Here is a 17,027-nt window from a genome sequence, read left to right as displayed (position 1 = left end):
CGCCAACTGAGACTACAACTGTCACCCCGCCAACTGAGACTACAACTGTTACTCCGCCAACTGAGACTACACCTGTAACCCCGGCAACTGAGACTACACCTGTAACCCCGGCAACTGAGACTACACCTGTAACCCCGGCAACTGAGACTACACCTGTAACCCCGGCAACTGAGACTACACCTGTAACCCCGGCAACTGAGACTACACCTGTAACCCCGGCAACTGAGACTACACCTGTAACCCCGGCAACTGAGACTACAACTGTCACCCCGGCAACTGAGACTACAACTGTCACCCCGGCAACTGAGACTACACCTGTTACCCCGCCAACTGGCTCTCCAAGCACATAAAACTGCTAATGGGGGTAGGAGAAGCTTTGCGATCGCCAAACGCGGTTCCTTTTGTCATAATTTTCTGTAAGTCCTGTGGAACTTAGTTGCTCCAACGCAGTAGCATAGACTTATACCCGCATCAGAGGTAGAAACATGACAAATAATTTTAGTTACTGCCTCTGCATTCACCAAAGCAAAAAGTGATATTCCCTACGACCAGAGAACATCTGCTAACGCTAGATTAAATCAAGGGCAGGACTTACACAGGGTTCACCGGATATCCTTATATAGTTCAATCACATTTTCTGTGTAAGTTCTCAGGAACTAACTTGTTGCTAAAGAGATACATAAATTTATGACTTTTGATTACGACCTGTTTGTAATTGGTGCGGGTTCTGGAGGTTTAGCGGCTTCCAAACGGGCGGCTAGCTACGGGGCAAAAGTGGCGATCGCTGAATATGATTTAGTTGGCGGCACTTGTGTGATTCGCGGTTGCATTCCCAAGAAACTCATGGTGTACGGCTCTCACTTTCCTGCACTGTTCAGTGATGCCGCAGGCTATGGCTGGAAAGTCGGTAATCCTGAGTTGGACTGGGAACATTTCATTACATCTATAGATAAGGAAGTTCGGCGACTGTCGAAACTACATATAAGCCTTCTAGAAAAAGCCGGAGTGGCACTAATTTCCAGTCGCGCCACATTAATAGACCCGCATACAGTGGAAGTTGATGGACGCAAAGTTACAGCAAACAAAATTTTAATTGCTGTTGGCGGGCGTCCCGTCAAACCAGATTTACCTGGGATGGAATATGGCATTACCTCTAACGAAATCTTTCATCTACAAGAACAACCGAAACACATCGTTATTCTTGGCGCTGGTTATATCGGTACGGAATTTGCCTGTATTATGCGCGGTTTAGGTTCTGAGGTGACGCAAATTACCAGAGGTGAAAAGATTTTGAAGGGGTTTGATGACGACATCCGTACAGAAATTGAAGAGGGAATGACAAACAACGGAATTCGGTTGATTAAAAATAATGTAATAAAACAAGTTCAACGCGTGCCAGAAGGGTTTAAACTGACTTTATCAAGCGAAGACCAAGAACCAGTAATTGCTGATGTATTTTTAGTAGCGACTGGCCGAACTCCCAATGTAGATGGGCTAGGTTTAGAAAACGTTAGGGTTGATCTTGTCCCCAGCTCTATCGAAGGGCCAGGATACAGCACTACAAATGCGATCGCAGTTAATGAATATAGTCAAACTAGTCAACCGAATATTTTTGCTGTTGGCGATGTCACTGACAGAATCAATTTAACTCCTGTAGCTATTGGCGAAGGTCGCGCCTTTGCCGATAGTGAATTCGGAAATAACCGCCGCGAATTCAGTCATCAGACTGTGCCCACAGCTATATTTTCCACCCCACAAGCCGCAACAGTCGGCTGGACAGAAGTCGAAGCACGGGAAAAACTCGGTGATGCCGTAACAATTTATCACACTCGCTTCCGCCCCATGTACCACAGTTTTACTGGTAAGCAAGAGAAAACAATGATGAAGTTGGTGGTTGATAGCAACACTGATAAAATTCTGGGCGCTCACATGGTGGGTGAACACGCAGCTGAAATCATTCAAGGTGTAGCGATCGCTGTGAAGATGGGCGCAACTAAAAAAGACTTTGACGCCACCGTTGGTATTCATCCCTCCGCAGCCGAAGAATTTGTCACCATGCGGTAATTATGTCATTTGTCATTTGTCCTTCGTCCTTAGTCCTTAGTCTAAAACTAATGACAAATGACTAAGGACGACCCTAACGGGAAAACTTTGATGCTTAGTCAGTATATCTACTTACACGGCTTTGCTTCTAGTCCTAAATCTACCAAAGCGAGGGATATAAGCGATCGCTTTACTCAAATTCAAACAAAGCTCAAAATTCCCGATTTGAATGCTGGCAATTTTTACCAGTTGACAATCACTCGTCAGATTACTCAAGTTGCCGCAGAATTCAGTAATAATTCTACGCCAGTAACGCTCATTGGCTCTAGTTTGGGCGGTTTGACGGCTGCCCACTTGGGACAGCAATATTTACAAGTACAACGTCTCGTGCTGCTAGCACCAGCTTTTGGGTTTTTATCCCATTGGTTGCCCAAACTAGGCGATGAAGAAGTACAGCGTTGGCAGCAAGAAAAATATATCATGATCTACCACTATGGGGAGGGGCAATGTCTAACGACAAGCCGCTCTGCGTCTACGCTTCCCTTAAGTTACGATTTCGTTACAGATGCGGCTCAATACCAAGAAGAGCTTTTGCAACGTCCCATTCCCACCCTGATTTTGCATGGAAAGAAGGATGAAGTTATCCCTATTGAAGCCAGTCAGGACTTTGCGCGTTCGCGTCCTTGGGTGGAGTTAGTCGAACTCGACAGCGACCACGCCTTGGGTGATGTTATGGAAGAAATTTGGCAAGCAATTTACCTCTTTTGCCAATTACCTTGAAGCTGTAAAATATTAAACTCTCACATAACTAATGTCATTAGTCATTTGTCTTTTATTAGTTACTAATGACTAATGACCAATAACTAATGACTAAAATTATGCTTCCCTTCATCCGGTCAGATTTAGCCCAATTCACCGCTTATAAACCTCACCCCAGCAGCGATACAGCCGGATCTGTTCCCGTGCAGTTTGATCGGCTGGATACCAATGAAAGCCCCTATGATTTACCACTTGACTTAAAAGAGAAGTTAGCCTGGACGTATCAGCAAGTAATTGAAACAAATCGTTATCCCGATGGCGGACATGAAACACTTAGGGATGCGATCGCACAGTACGTCAATGACTCAGCCGCCCTCTCGCTATCCAATACTGCTGCCAATATTTCTGTGGGCAACGGTTCAGATGAACTAATCCGCTCTTTATTAATCGCCACCTGTCTAGGAGGAGAAGGTTCAATTCTAGTTGCCAATCCCACTTTTTCTATGTACAAAATTTTGGCACAAACTTTGGGTATTCCTGTAGTAGCGGTGGATAGAAATGAAACAAATTTTGAAATTGACATCAGCGCCGCACAGTCAGCCATCGAACAAACTCAAAATCCCCCCATTCGTGTAGTTTTCGTAGTGCATCCCAATTCGCCGACTGGCAATAGCTTAACTGCGGCAGATCTGGCATGGTTAAGAAGTTTACCAGAGCATATTTTGGTAGTCATTGATGAAGCTTACTTTGAATTCAGCCAGAATACCTTAGTGGGTGAATTAGCACAACATACTAATTGGGTAATATTACGCACTTTTTCTAAAGCTTTCCGCTTGGCATCTCTCCGCGTTGGTTATTGCGTCGCTCATCCCGAAGCGATCGCCATCTTAGAAAAAGTCCGCTTACCCTACAATCTCCCCAGCTTTTCCATAGCAGCAGCATTAATTGCTTTGCAAAACCGCACACTCTTGCTGGAGTCAATTCCCCAAATCTTGAGTGAACGCGCTAAACTCATCGAAATTTTATCCCAGCAACCAGAACTACAAATTACCGCAAGCGCTGCTAACTTTATTTACCTGCGTCTTCAACCAAATGGCTTTAACTTACAAGACGCTGTGTTAAAAACTTTTCACCAAAAACTTAGGACACTCGGCACTCTTGTGCGACACATTAGCGGAGGATTACGAATTACTGTAGGGACTCCTGAAGAAAACGCCCGCACCGTAAATCGAGTACAAGCTGCTTTGGCAAATTTGAAATCATAGCAATTTACTCAGCAATTAAACCTGCTGTCCACGTCACTGCCCAAACGGCGGACTATTCCGACTGTTTGTGGCAGCACACCCACTAAAAGAGCAAAAGCAACATCCGGCAGAAGAGCCACTATTTCCGGTGGAAAGTATTGTTCAAATTGATCGAGAATCTTCTGAACTCGCTGCCCAGGCACTGGGTTTTCTGTAATTTGTTTGATCAATCGAATCCACTGTCGCCTAATCAAGTAAGCCTTCTGGCGCTCTTCATTAGATTCGGGAGTTAATAAAAACTGATTAGACAGATTGCCTATAGGCAGTACCCTTTGGCAATCACAATCATAATCACCACCCACGGCAGCCCCAGGCCCAGCAAACTCTGCATGGTAGCGTTTAAAGAGGATTAATCCATTTCGCCTACGACTATTGACGATGAAAACTTCTCCACTGTGCAAACGTGTCAGGATATCCGAGCCTTCCGATTGCTCAGTTCCATCTGGCATGACAACATACTCAAGGAAACTAGTTTCAGGATAATAAGTTGATACCATAGAGGTCTGATAGCGCCGACGCTGTTCGCTATCCATGTTTTTTAAACTTTTAATGAATTTGGTAGTAGTATGCACTTCAAAAAGGAACTAGCTGTTATGTGAAATCAGGTTTTTGAATTCTTTTATTATCAACAGTCTTTAGGTTAATTTAACTAAAATAGAAATAGTTAGGCATTGCTCAGTAGTTGAGTGATTATATTTTATGAGATATAACTACATTTGTCTTCAAACTACAGGAGTGTTTTCTTAAAGTTTTTATAAAGATAAATATCTTAATTACAAAGTTATTATGAGGAATTAATGATTTTTTAATCGTAACTTTAGGGGTGTTTTCATTGTAATCTATGTATTTATCTATATGAAATACTTTAAATAAATTATTTGTTAATAATAAACTAAAAAGTCCAAAATGTTACATTTTGTAAACTGAGTCAAGTTTTATAAAATTACATTTTTATTAAGTAGGTCGCTGTAAAAATTTGTCGTTGGTACAAGGCAGAAGGGAAGAGGCTTTTAACCTATTTTAGCTTACTTTACATAGTTGAATTTTATTGTACCAACTTAACTTGATGCAATTCGTAGTTATCCGTAAAAACTCTAAACAAATATTCTCAGAAGAATTAGCAAAAGCTATACCTTAGCTTCATAAAATCGCTTTTAAATTCGCCTTTTTAGTTTTTGTCAAGTTATTTAGCTAGTATTAGCAAGATTTTTAATTTAGTTTGATTTTATTGTCGATCTTGGTTACAGATTTTATTTAAAGTGATTGCAACATCAAAATTTACAATTGCCAAAAAAAATTCAGATCGTAGATTCAGCGTTCAGGTGCTTGTGCAATAACATCTGGCTAGAGCGTTTTAGGAAAAATGTATTCCAATTCGATTCGACTTTATGTACACGATATCCCAGCTTAAAATAGAGCTGTCTTGCTTGATGGTTATTTTCCAAAACATGAAGATATAAGTCTTTAAATCCCCACTCGTGAGAAACTCTTTCACAGCTAGTCAGCAATCCTGAAGCCACGCCATACCTGCGATATTTGGGGTGAACTGCTAAATTAGATAAGTAAGGAAAACCACCCATGCCAACCTGGCTCCACGAATCATTGTAACGTACACCCAGTTCTACAGTTCCCACTAAGTTATTAGTCACACCAGTAGCTTCGAGGGCGACTAAACAAACATGACGGGGCGCAGGTGATGCCATCCGATGCCTTAAGTCTTCGTAAATACCCAGACGTAGCAACGGGAAAGCCCATCCCCACATTCCATTGGGGGAGTGAAAACTTTCAGCAATAATTTGGGCAACACCATTCAAATCAGCAGGTGTAGCCGTACGAATTTGGAATTGGCAGGAAGCTGGGTCGATTGGCTGTTGGTGGTATGGGTGAAAAAACCGATATTTCAAGGTTACTTTAGTATTGATTTTATTCAACAAAAATTTTCTCAAATATTCTAAGACACTATTTAGACTAACCTGTCCATAGGCAGCACTGACAAAATTGTTAAGTAAGTACACCAACGGCAAACTCTGGTTTAAAACCAGCCTTGATGTAGTACTGAACATGTTTTTGGTGTTGCCGCTACACTAATCATTACTGGGTTACTAGGTCATAGGAACAGGCTATACAGTTACTGAAGCAGGAATCTGCAAGATTCTCTAACTTCCAACTTTTTAACCATTACTATGTGTCTTAATGATAGTTCTGATTGCTAAATTAGAAAAACGCACTTGTCTAATAGTATACTTTGGCTTTAAATCTTATTGTTTTAATATTGCTGACTCTACCATGACTACCACAAATAAATTTTACCTGCAAGTGTTAGTACAACTGCTGCGAAGGGAAAACTTAATATGCAGCTTCATCTGGATTTTTCAGCTAGCTATGAGCGCTGTATGTAGTATCAGACATTGCTCATTGGAGGTGAAAGAAGATTTGGCAAGCAAGCATCGACTCTCTTACCCTAAAACTGACCATGAGAGCAATTACACTGCACCAAAGCAAACGGTAATCGGCACAAGCCATTGAGACAAATTACTGTGAGTAAACGCTCCTCCACTTAGCAGTCATGTAGCCAAATAGCATTATTGGTCGAAATGCTCTGCTCTTACCTGACTTAGAAAAAACCTTAGCTGATCAGATTATTCTTTATCCGACTGCCGTCGCAGCAGGAACGCGGTGCATGAAATCCCAAGCAAACAGTAAGCCTAAAATTTTGGTTGTCGATGATGAACCAGACAACCTTGACTTGCTTTATCGCACTTTCTATCGCGACTATAAGGTGCTGAGGGCAATCTCTGGCCCTGCAGCACTTGATCTGCTGGCTCAAGAAGGAGAGGTCGCAGTGATCATCTCCGATCAGCGGATGCCGATGATGAGCGGTACAGAATTTTTGAGCCTGACAGCAACTCAATATCCAGATATTATCCGGATTATTTTAACTGGCTACACCGATGTCGAAGACCTGGTGGAAGCAATCAACGCTGGTAAGGTATTCAAATATGTTACTAAACCGTGGGAAGCAGAGGAACTCAAAGCAGTGGTGCGCCAAGCTTTGGATACCCACAATGTCCTTAAAGCTCGCACCCGCGAACTTACCCGCACACTCCGGCAAGAATCGCTGCTGAATACCGTCACAAATACGATTCGCAGCGCCTTAGACTATCGGCAAATTTTGCAGGCAATTGTAGATACAGTTGGTCATATGTTGGAGGTGGATGTTTGCCTGTTGCGTCCCTTCCAAGATGAGCAGTTGGCGGATAAAGGATTTATTTATCAGAAGGCTCTTTCTGAAAAAGTAGGGGAGCATGGGAGCAGGGGTGCAGAGGAGCAGAGGAACAGAGAGGAAGTTACAGTAAGTCTTTCTCCTCTGTCTTCCATGCCTTCTCTCTCGCCTAGCCCCAAAGGAGTCCCTGAGTTGCCCTATCCTCTTGTTTCCCCTCAGCCTCTTTTGGTTCAAACGGTGTGGGAAACCCGTGAAATCCAGGTGATTCATGATGTGATAGATGATGAGCGGATTCATGGTAATACCCCCGAACTGCGTGAACGTGGGGCAGCTTTTGCTGCCGCTAACATTTGTTCTAGTTTAGTTGTGCCATTGATCTGCCAACAAGAACTGATGGCAGTGCTGGCACTGCACCAGTGTTCTCTGCCCCGCTTCTGGGGAGATGATGAGGTGCAGCTAGTGTTGATGGTAGCGGATCAGGCAGCCTTAGCTTTGTCTCAAGCTTATGCTTATGAACAAGTACGTGCCCTTGCTAAACGAGAAGCCCTAATTAATACGATTACTAGTGCGATTCGCTCTAGCTTAGATCCCCAAGATATTTTTGCGGCTATCACCCAACAACTGGGACAAGCCTTACAAGTCGATGGCTGTGTTTTGTCTCTGTGGACAGAGGAAGATGAGTTTGTCCAGTGTGTAGGCTTGTATGACAGTTTTCAACATTCTGAAAATTTGCGTAGGCACAGCCCGACCCAGGCATTGCCAGTCCCAGCCAAAAACTTAAGTAGCAATAATAATTTATCAACTCAGAGATTTCCCTATTCCCAAGCATCTATACAGGAAAATCCAATCCTCCAACAAATGCTCCAGACACATGAACCAGTGGTAATTGGTAATGTGAGCAATTCTCTTTCACAAGTGCAGGGTTTTGATTTGCCTTTAAAAATGCCAACGCGATCGCTAATGGTTGTGCCATTATTGGCTGATGGTAAATGTATCGGTAGTATTACCCTACATGAAGGTAAAACAGTCCGCCGATGGCTGTCATCTGATATCGATCTAGCCAAAGCAGTAGCAGCCCAAGCAGCGATCGCTGTGCAGCAGTCATACCTGTATCAAAAAACTCGCCAACAAGCTGAACGCTTATTGGAATTAGACAAACAAAAAACCGAATTTTTCCAAAATATCTCCCATGAGTTTCGCACACCCATCACCTTGATTCAAGGGCCTTTGGAATCGGCGGTGGCGGCTGGTGAGGGATTATCTTACTCCCAAAGTGCGATCGCTCTGCGTAACTCCCGCCGCCTACTGCGACTGGTAAATCAACTACTGGATTTACAACGCTTAGATGCTGGGAGAATGCAGCCTAGTTTCCGCCCTTGCGATATAGTCGAATTTGTCAGCCAAATTGTCGAGTCTTTTCGCCCCTACTGTGAGAAAAAGGGACTGCATCTCGCCACCCAGTTAGATGAATGTTCTACGGTGTATTTGGATATGGAAAAATTTGACAAGGTGGTTTATAACCTTCTGTCAAATGCCATGAAGTTTACTCCCGAAGGTGGCACGATCAGTGTCAGACTCAAATCTGAACATGATCGTTGCATATTGCAAGTACAAGATACTGGCATTGGCATTCTTGAGGAACAAATTCCCTATCTATTTGAGCGCTTCCGCCAAGCTGAAGGTTCAGCAAACCGCTCCTATGAAGGCAGTGGTTTGGGTTTGGCTTTAGTTAAAGAATTGGTAGAATTACATGGTGGTCAAGTCACTGTGGAATCAGTTTATGGCGAAGGTACTACCTTTAGTTTATGGCTGGTGACTGGAAATACTCATTTACCCCCACAGCAAGTACTAGAAACGCCTATCGAACTGAACACGAGCCGCGCTAGCGTAGAATTGGCTGATTTAGAAGTGGTAGAGCCAACAACAGACAATATTGAAGATATTACAAGAGAATTCTCCCCCATTATTGATACTGAAGACTCAGCACTTAAGACTCAGCACTCAATTTTAGTTGTAGATGACAACCCGGATTTGCGAACCTATGTATCTGAAATTTTCCGCCGTAACGGGTATCGTGTACAGACATCCCGTAACGGTTTTGAAGGATATGCGATCGCTAAGGAAATTATACCCAACTTAATTGTTACTGATTTAATGATGCCCTTGGTGAGCGGACTTGAGATGATTCAGATGATCCGCAATGAAGAAAAGTTGAAAGGAACACCAATCATTCTGCTGACAGCAAAAGTTGACGAAGAAACTCGCATCGAAGGTACGGAACATGGTGCGGATGCTTATTTAGCAAAACCATTCAATGACCGGGAACTTTTGGCAGAAGTTCGGAATCTTTTAGCGTTGAAGGAAAATGAACGACGAATCTTGGAGTTAAATACTTATCTAACAGAATCGGTGTTAAAGCGCTTTTTGCCAGCCGTATTGGTGCAAAAAGCTGCAACCGGAGATTTAACGTTAGATTTGCGCCCAGAACCACGCTTAATTACAGTTTTATTTAGTGACATTGTAGGTTTTACACAGCTAGCAAATACTCTTAGATCACGGCGAGTAGCAGAGTTGCTGAATGAATATTTAGAAGTTATGACCAAGGTTGTATTTGGCAATGGCGGCACTGTAGATAAATTTATGGGAGATGCTATTTTAGCTTTATACGGAGCGCCGGAAGAACTAACCCCCAATGAACAGGTACGTAGGGCTATCAATACAGCAAGAGCAATGCACCACTCATTGGCTGACTTGAACCAGCGCTGGCGAGACCAAGGTGTATTCGATGGCGACAAACTTACTAGCGTACAGTTCCGGTGCGGCATCCACCAAGGTACAGCTGTTGTGGGAATGTTTGGTAGCGCTCTACGTGCTGATTATACTGCCATTGGCCCAAGTGTGAATATTGCTGCAAGGTTGCAAGCTGCCGCTATTCCCGGTACGATCTTGGTTTCTGCTGCTGTGGCCGATTATTTGCAGGAAGAAGAAATTACTAAAGGTAGTCCGTTAGAACTTAAAGGAGTAGACGAAACAGTTTTGACCTTTGTTGTTACACCAGAGGTAATAGTTAATCGCTAAAATTTAGATTGGTATTTCAAAGCATTAGCAATGAGTATGAGTGCCTAATCATATCTAGTATAAAATATAATATGACACCATCGGTTGCAGGCAAAACTCCAATTCCAGCCAAAATCTGGAGGCGACACACCGACCCGCCAGGTTTGTGGATTTCTGTCGTTATTGGTTCAGTCTCTCTGCACTTGCTGGCGTTCTGGCTGATGCGCTCATCTAATGCATTGAGTCTCTGGTTTCCCCAGCAAAGTGAATCTGCTGTTCCCATTGAATTGATAGACATTGCTCCCAAAACAAAATCAACAACCAAAACAGTTTCGCCCAAGCCACTATCTTCAACTCAAAAGTCTGTACCAGCACGTTCATTGCAAACAGAACGAACTACGTCAATAAATCAGAATTTTGGCGCAGCGAATTCTGCTGATAATCTCCAGCCAAAAACGCGAAATTACGCCTCTCAACCTAGTAACCCACTCTTTCCGCAACAGACAGTTCCCGCACCGACACCGACATCTAAAGTTCCAGTTAGTAATTTCCCTTTGAACCGCCGTCAAGAAATCAAACTGGGAAAGGGAACACCACTACCAACAGGTATTCCATCAGAAGCACAAGTTCCACAAACTCCTACCAGAGAAACTCTACAAACTCCTACTAGAGAAACTCCACAAACTCCCACCAGAGAAACTCTACAAACTCCTACCAGAGAAACTCCACAAACTCCTACCAGAGAAACTCCACAAACTCCTACCAGAGAAACCCCACAAACTCCTACCAGAGAAACCCCACAAACTCCTACCAGAGAAACTCCACAAACTCCTACCAGAGAAACCCCACAAACTCCCACCAGAGAAACTCCACAAACTCCCACCAGAGAAACTCCACCAGCTTCAACAGAGGGAGCATCAGTAGCAACAGTAACTGCTTTATCTAGAGATGAAGTAAGTAACTTGATACAAACTGGAAAATTCCGCTCTGATGGTTTACCCGACGTTATCGCGTTATACAGGGGTAGCAATACAAAACAATTGAACTCAAGTTTTCTCCCCCGCGATTCCGAAGTTCAGCCTGCAAAAATCCTTGCTAGCTTAGTAATTGATAACAATGGCATCTTTCAACAGGCTGTAGTTCTAGAAATAGAACCAGCAACACTACAAAGTGAAAAAAGCACATATGAGCGAGTCCTTAACGAGGTTTTCAAAACAGAAAACTTTCTTGCCGCTCAAAACAACGATGGCACAAAACCAGGTCGGAGCAATCTGTATGTACGCATCAACATCCAGCCTGTCAATTCCAATTAGATACTTGAATTTTTACAAAAACTGTGTTATATTTATGGAGTTGGAAATTCGCGGGTGTAGTTTAGTGGCAAAACTATAGCCTTCCAAGCTATTAATGCGGGTTCGATTCCCGCCACCCGCTTAGAAAAAAACCTCTGAAAAGTCTATTTTTCAGGGGTTTTAATTTTTGAAGAATACTAAGCTTATTAGTACAGAAGTTCTGGAGTAGATGACTTTCATGATCAAGTATCAATCTTGATGGATAGGCAACCCAAGCAATTATAGTGACACGTTTTCGCCTTTATGGTGTTGCGGTACAAGCTTGCCTTTATCTTAGACATTATTATAGCGATCGCTTTAGCGGAATACTATCTTATCTCTAACCTGAGTATGCAGACCTTTTCAGATGACCGAAATTGATGGGGATACAAGCCCCGTCCTTCTAGGACGGCTTTTCTTGATTTTTAATATACTCCTTTAAAACTTCCAGAGGCGCACCACCTACAGAAATAGCAAAATAACTAGGACTCCATAGAGCTTCTTTGTGGGGTTTTTTATATCCTGCTTGTCCATAACGACGGCTAGAAACACCTTTTAAGGCATTAACTATTTGAGAAATAGATAACTTTGGGGGATACTCAATCAATGCGTGAACGTGATTTTCTTCGCCATTAAATTCAAGCACCTGGAAACCCATTTTTTCGGCGACTTCCCGAAAGGATTTTTCAACCAAATCAATACCTTCACTTGTGAATACAGACCGATGATACTTTGTAATACAGACCAAATGAACCTTTAAGTCTGTAACGCTATGCCTTTCTCGGCGAAATGTGGTTGTCAATTTCTGTAGACCAATATACAATAACTTTGTAGACCAATTATAGCGCTTGTGATGAAAGCCAGATATCAATATCGTTTCTACCCAACAGACCAACAGCAGCAGAGTTTAACTCAGTTGTTTGGTTGTGTCCGTGTGGTTTGGAATGATGCACTTGCTATCTGCAAACAGTCAGATAAACTGCCAAGCAATAACGACTTACACTCATTTAGTAATTACCCAAGCAAAGAAGACTGTTGAGCGAGAATGGTTGTCTGAGGTTTCTAATCGTCAAGAATCACCCAGGCTTCAGCCCGGTGAGTATGTCAACTATGGACTACTGCTTTTAATTAGGGTAAAAATAGCAAAGATAAATTTAATTTCCTGATATTTTTCGAGTCAGCTTGAAACAACAAATAATCAGAGAGTGTCTGAATTATTGTTTTAACAAACTTACAACTTATGAAAAAAGTTACCGTTTATCGATACCGTACTTATGGAATAATTGGGTTAATCTCCTTAACCGCCGTATTAAGTACAAATACATCTGCCCTAACACAGTTAGCAAGGGATTCCTCAATTGGGCAAATTCCTATCTCTGCTTCTAACTTGATTTGGCCGACTCAAGGGTTTATTTCTCAAGGCTTTCGCAAATATCAACACGAAGGAATTGATATTGCAGGGGCATCTGGGACTCCTATTGTTGCTGTTGCATCTGGTACAGTTGTAAAAGTAGGTTGGGATGATTGGGGATTAGGCAATGCCGTAACTATTAAACATCTCGACGGCAGTATCACTGTTTATGGTCACAATCGCCGTTTGTTGGTAAGCAAGGGTCAACAAGTAATTTCAGGTCAAATTATTGCCGAGATGGGATCTACAGGCAATAGTACAGCACCTCATCTACACTTTGAAGTTCATCCAAATGGGCAAATAGCAGTTGATCCCCTTCGTTTGTTGGCATCCTCAACTGTAAGTATTACCTCTGCTTCTAAAATTCAGCAAGTCAGTAACCCAAACCACCCAGTTTCGACACCTTCAGTAGCAAAGCAAGTTTTACCTTCACAGCCAATCCGCATAGGTTTTATACCTGTCAGCACTGATACTAGATGCAATGGAGTTACCATTATTGAAGGCGAGACTGCAAACATTCATGTAAAAGTCTGCGAAGAAAATGGCCGGTTATTTTATATTGGGCAGTTGAAGCAAGACACAAGTAAGCCTATAAAGATGCCAGCTTTGAATATTGGCAAAGGCAGATATCGAGCAGAGAATGGGAGTTTTTCTTATTTAGTCACTTCTGAAAGCGTAGAAGTGTGGCGAAGTGGTAGTCAGATTCGTTCTGACAGTTTTTATACTTTCACAAAATCAAAATAAAGTACTCACATAATATTATATATTGATGCGCGATCGCATGAATGAAGTTTGTAAGAGAATGATGCTACACGGTTTTATGTCTCCCTTAATTAATCAAGTTGCTCTCTATCTATATAATTATTTGCATAAGTGTAATGATTGATGAAAAAATTGATTAGCGAGAGCCACTAAGGCATTCTCGTTTCGCAAGAGACGCACGAGGAAATCAGTGAAAGTTTTAGTTGTGGGTAATGGGGGGCGCGAACACGCTCTGGCATGGAAACTATTGCAATCTAAGCAAATTGAGCAAGTTGTCTGTGTACCTGGGAATGGGGGCACAGCAAGTATGGAACGTTGCCAGAACTTGCCCTTGGCAGTAGATGATTTTGAGGGCATAAGCCGATATGCTCATGCTCATGGCATAACTCTGGTGATAGTTGGGCCAGAAGTCCCCCTATCTAAGGGAATTACAGATTACCTCCAAGACAAAGGATTGATGGTATTTGGCCCAATAAGAGCGGGAGCGCAAATTGAGGCGAGTAAAGCTTGGGCAAAAGCTTTGATGCAAGAAGCAGGGATTGCGACGGCGCGGACTGCGGTATTTGCAGAGGCAGGAGCAGCAAAATCCTACGTGAGAGCGACAGGGGCACCAATTGTTGTCAAAGCTGATGGCTTGGCGGCTGGTAAGGGTGTAATAATGGCTGAAACAGTTGAACAGGCAGAGAGTGCCGTTGATGCAATTTTTCAGGGGCAATTTGGCAGTGCTGGTGAATTTGTCGTCATTGAAGAATGTTTGATTGGGCAAGAGGTATCAATTTTAGCGTTAACGGATGGGTTAACGATTCGATCCTTGCTGCCATCTCAAGACCATAAGCGGATTGGCGACGGCGATATGGGGGAAAATACTGGTGGAATGGGAGCCTATGCCCCAGCACCCATCGCTACGCCAGAGTTGATGGCACGGATTCAAACAGAAGTATTAGAAAGAGCGATCGCAACCTTAAGAGCCAAAGGCATTGACTACCGAGGTACACTGTATGCTGGGTTGATGATTCTACCCAATGGCGACTTCAAGGTTTTGGAATTTAACTGTCGCTTTGGCGATCCAGAAACCCAGGTGATTTTGCCATTGTTAGAAACACCCCTAGAAGAATTGCTTTTAGCCTGTGTACAGCAGCGATTAAGTGAATTGCCGCCCATTGCTTGGAAAGAGGGAGTATGTGCCACTGTCGTTGCAGCCTCAGGTGGTTATCCGGGAGAATACGAGAAAGGCCAGGTGATTACTGGTATTAGAGAAGCAGAAAAAGCAGGTGTAACTGTATTCCATGCAGGTACGAAATTGAACCAGCAACAAGAAGTAGTGACAGATGGGGGTCGAGTATTAAATGTGACTGGAATCGGAGAAAATTTTGAGCAAGCGATCGCCCAAGCCTATGCTGGAATCAAATGTATTCAGTTTGAGGGAATATATTACCGTAGAGATATTGGTCATAGAGTAGTGAGCGGGAAGCGGTAAACGAAGAGATCAAGGGGGAGCAAACCCCTTTCCATTGGCGGGGCTGTTTCATTTCACAAGGGCAAGAAGTTGCTTTAGGAGCAAAAATATGACAGCACATATCCTTTTGGTGGAAGATGAAATCAAACTGGCGCGATTTGTCGAATTAGAACTTAGTAGCGAAGGATATCAAGTAAGTGTAGCTCATGATGGCATCGCTGGTTTAACCTTGGCGCGAGACTCATCACCAGATTTAGCGATTTTAGATTGGATGTTACCAGGTCTGACGGGTTTGGAAATTTGTCGCCGTTTACGAGCAACAGGCAGTACAGTACCAGTAATTTTGTTGACAGCAAAAGATGAAGTGAGCGATCGCGTGGCAGGATTAGATGCAGGCGCTGATGATTATGTAGTTAAGCCTTTCAGTATTGAGGAACTGCTAGCTAGAATTCGCGCTCATCTCCGCCGCACGCAAGAAACAGATGAGGATTTGTTGCAGTTTGAAGACTTAAGCTTAAACCGCCGCACTCGTGAAGTGTTTCGGAGTAAACGACGCATTGAGTTAACAGCAAAAGAATTTGACTTATTAGAATATCTCCTTTCACATCCCCGTCAGGTATTTACTAGAGACCAAATTCTTGAAAAAGTTTGGGGTTACGACTTTATGGGTGATTCCAATATTATCGAAGTTTATATTCGTTATCTGCGGCTCAAGCTAGAGGAAAATAAAGAGAAACGTTTAGTTCATACAGTGCGTGGTGTGGGATATGCTTTGCGAGAGTAATCATAATAACAATTAATTTAGTTGCTGATCACAAAATAATTTTAGACTACGCACAATTCAATAATTAGAGGAATTCAAACCCAATGTCAACTCGCAACTTTACTTTCTCCCGCCAATTAGTACCCAACTTGTCGATCATTTTGCTTACTGTTGTACTCCTATATGGTGCCTCTCGTGTGATACTTCCCGCTCCTGCCATCGATATTTCAACTTCTATACCCAAAGGAAAACAGACGGCGGTTTTTGGTGGAGGGTGCTACTGGGGAATGGAAGGGGTTTTTGAGCATGTCAAAGGTGTTTCTGATGTTGTTTCCGGCTTTTCTGGTGGCGGTGCAAAAACCGCAGACTACGCGCTTGTTAGTTCTGGATTTACCAATCACGCTGAATCAGTGCAAATTACCTATGATCCAGCGCAGATATCATATAGTCAACTGTTGAAGATTTACTTTTTGGTGGCGCATGACCCGACACAGTTGAATCGGCAGGGCCCAGACTCAGGTAAGCAATATCGTTCGGTCATCTTTTTTGCTAACGATGAGCAAAAGCGGGTTACGCAAGATTATATTAATCAACTCAACAAAGCGCACGTCTTCCAAAAGGAGATTGTGACTGAACTAGCTCCATTGAAGGGTTTTTATCAGGCTGCGGAATTTCATCAGAACTACATTGAGCATTATCCGAATAATCCCTATGTAGTGGTGAATGACTTGCCGAAGCTGGCTAAACTTCAAGTAAAGTTCCCTAATATGTACAAGAATTAGGGGGATTTATGACATTTGCTATTATCATCACCCCTGATCCAGTTAAAGCAGGACTTATATCATGTGCGGTTGAACACTTGTCATTGCGTTGCAGCGCAATAACATATCACAAGTAATTTACCGGACATAATATTAC

Annotated in this window: 15 protein-coding genes and 1 tRNA gene; 12 read left to right on the top strand and 4 right to left on the bottom strand. The window is 42.8% G+C overall.

All coding sequences use genetic code 11. The annotated features are described in order from the left end of the window. Positions 1–346 (bottom strand): hypothetical protein (locus tag F8S12_RS08140; RefSeq protein ID WP_196515805.1); only part of this gene is annotated, 346 nt, incomplete at its 3' end. A gap of 341 nt (positions 347–687) precedes the next feature. Here F8S12_RS08140 and gor point away from each other — a divergent pair. The 3 genes from gor to F8S12_RS08125 all read left to right on the top strand — a co-directional run bounded on the left by gor (position 688) and on the right by F8S12_RS08125 (position 4,067). After that, positions 688–2,064: a glutathione-disulfide reductase gene (gene gor, locus F8S12_RS08135; RefSeq protein WP_196515804.1), complete on the top strand. Its 1,377-nt coding sequence runs from the start codon at positions 688–690 to the stop codon at positions 2,062–2,064. 90 nt (positions 2,065–2,154) lie between these two features. Next, positions 2,155–2,823, top strand: a complete 669-nt coding sequence (locus F8S12_RS08130) for a YqiA/YcfP family alpha/beta fold hydrolase (protein ID WP_196515807.1) — start codon at positions 2,155–2,157, stop codon at positions 2,821–2,823. Between the two features lie 98 nt (positions 2,824–2,921). Beyond that, entirely contained in the window at positions 2,922–4,067 is a 1,146-nt protein-coding gene (locus tag F8S12_RS08125; protein WP_196515806.1) for a histidinol-phosphate transaminase, read from the top strand. Positions 4,068–4,075: 8 nt separating this feature from the next. Here the strand turns inward: F8S12_RS08125 and F8S12_RS08120 are convergent, their stop codons facing one another. Together F8S12_RS08120 and F8S12_RS08115 are read right to left on the bottom strand one after the other, a co-directional pair. Continuing rightward, positions 4,076–4,639, bottom strand: a complete 564-nt coding sequence (locus F8S12_RS08120; protein ID WP_196515803.1) for a hypothetical protein — start codon at positions 4,637–4,639, stop codon at positions 4,076–4,078. A 765-nt stretch (positions 4,640–5,404) separates the two neighbouring features. Then, a complete protein-coding gene (locus F8S12_RS08115) occupies positions 5,405–6,052 on the bottom strand; it encodes a GNAT family N-acetyltransferase (protein ID WP_230967882.1) in 648 nt (215 codons plus the stop codon). 340 nt (positions 6,053–6,392) lie between these two features. Here F8S12_RS08115 and F8S12_RS08110 point away from each other — a divergent pair, with 340 nt between their 5' ends. From F8S12_RS08110 to F8S12_RS08095, 4 genes are all read left to right on the top strand, one after another. Then, positions 6,393–6,632 (top strand): hypothetical protein, encoded by a 240-nt coding sequence (locus tag F8S12_RS08110; RefSeq protein WP_196515801.1) that lies wholly within the window; start codon positions 6,393–6,395, stop codon positions 6,630–6,632. Positions 6,633–6,786: 154 nt separating this feature from the next. Continuing rightward, a complete protein-coding gene (locus F8S12_RS08105) occupies positions 6,787–10,407 on the top strand; it encodes a response regulator (protein ID WP_196515800.1) in 3,621 nt (1,206 codons plus the stop codon). Between the two features lie 71 nt (positions 10,408–10,478). After that, the gene (locus F8S12_RS08100) at positions 10,479–11,699 is read left to right on the top strand and encodes a hypothetical protein (RefSeq protein WP_196515799.1); all 1,221 of its coding nucleotides are present in this window, start codon (positions 10,479–10,481) and stop codon (positions 11,697–11,699) included. A gap of 50 nt (positions 11,700–11,749) precedes the next feature. Then, positions 11,750–11,820 (top strand) — tRNA-Gly (locus F8S12_RS08095). A 300-nt stretch (positions 11,821–12,120) separates the two neighbouring features. Here the strand turns inward: F8S12_RS08095 and tnpA are convergent. Continuing rightward, positions 12,121–12,519, bottom strand: a complete 399-nt coding sequence (gene tnpA / locus F8S12_RS08090; RefSeq protein WP_196515798.1) for an IS200/IS605 family transposase — start codon at positions 12,517–12,519, stop codon at positions 12,121–12,123. A 51-nt stretch (positions 12,520–12,570) separates the two neighbouring features. Here tnpA and F8S12_RS08085 point away from each other — a divergent pair, with 51 nt between their 5' ends. From F8S12_RS08085 to msrA, 5 genes are all read left to right on the top strand, one after another. Continuing rightward, positions 12,571–12,756: a helix-turn-helix domain-containing protein gene (locus F8S12_RS08085; protein WP_230967881.1), complete on the top strand. Its 186-nt coding sequence runs from the start codon at positions 12,571–12,573 to the stop codon at positions 12,754–12,756. A gap of 201 nt (positions 12,757–12,957) precedes the next feature. Then, positions 12,958–13,872, top strand: coding sequence for a M23 family metallopeptidase (locus F8S12_RS08080; RefSeq protein ID WP_196515797.1), 915 nt, complete (start codon positions 12,958–12,960; stop codon positions 13,870–13,872). A 208-nt stretch (positions 13,873–14,080) separates the two neighbouring features. Beyond that, complete coding sequence (purD, locus tag F8S12_RS08075; RefSeq protein WP_196515796.1) at positions 14,081–15,367, top strand: phosphoribosylamine--glycine ligase; 1,287 nt, start codon at positions 14,081–14,083, stop codon at positions 15,365–15,367. A gap of 88 nt (positions 15,368–15,455) precedes the next feature. Next, complete coding sequence (locus F8S12_RS08070) at positions 15,456–16,130, top strand: response regulator transcription factor (protein ID WP_196515795.1); 675 nt, start codon at positions 15,456–15,458, stop codon at positions 16,128–16,130. Positions 16,131–16,213: 83 nt separating this feature from the next. After that, complete coding sequence (gene msrA / locus F8S12_RS08065; protein ID WP_196515794.1) at positions 16,214–16,891, top strand: peptide-methionine (S)-S-oxide reductase MsrA; 678 nt, start codon at positions 16,214–16,216, stop codon at positions 16,889–16,891. The last annotated feature ends 136 nt before the right edge of the window (positions 16,892–17,027 follow it).

It is taken from the genome of Nostoc sp. WHI, from assembly GCF_015714725.1.
Lineage (GTDB): Bacteria > Cyanobacteriota > Cyanobacteriia > Cyanobacteriales > Nostocaceae > Nostoc.
Note: the sequence above shows the minus strand (reverse complement) of the source record. Positions and strands in the feature narration are given on the sequence as shown.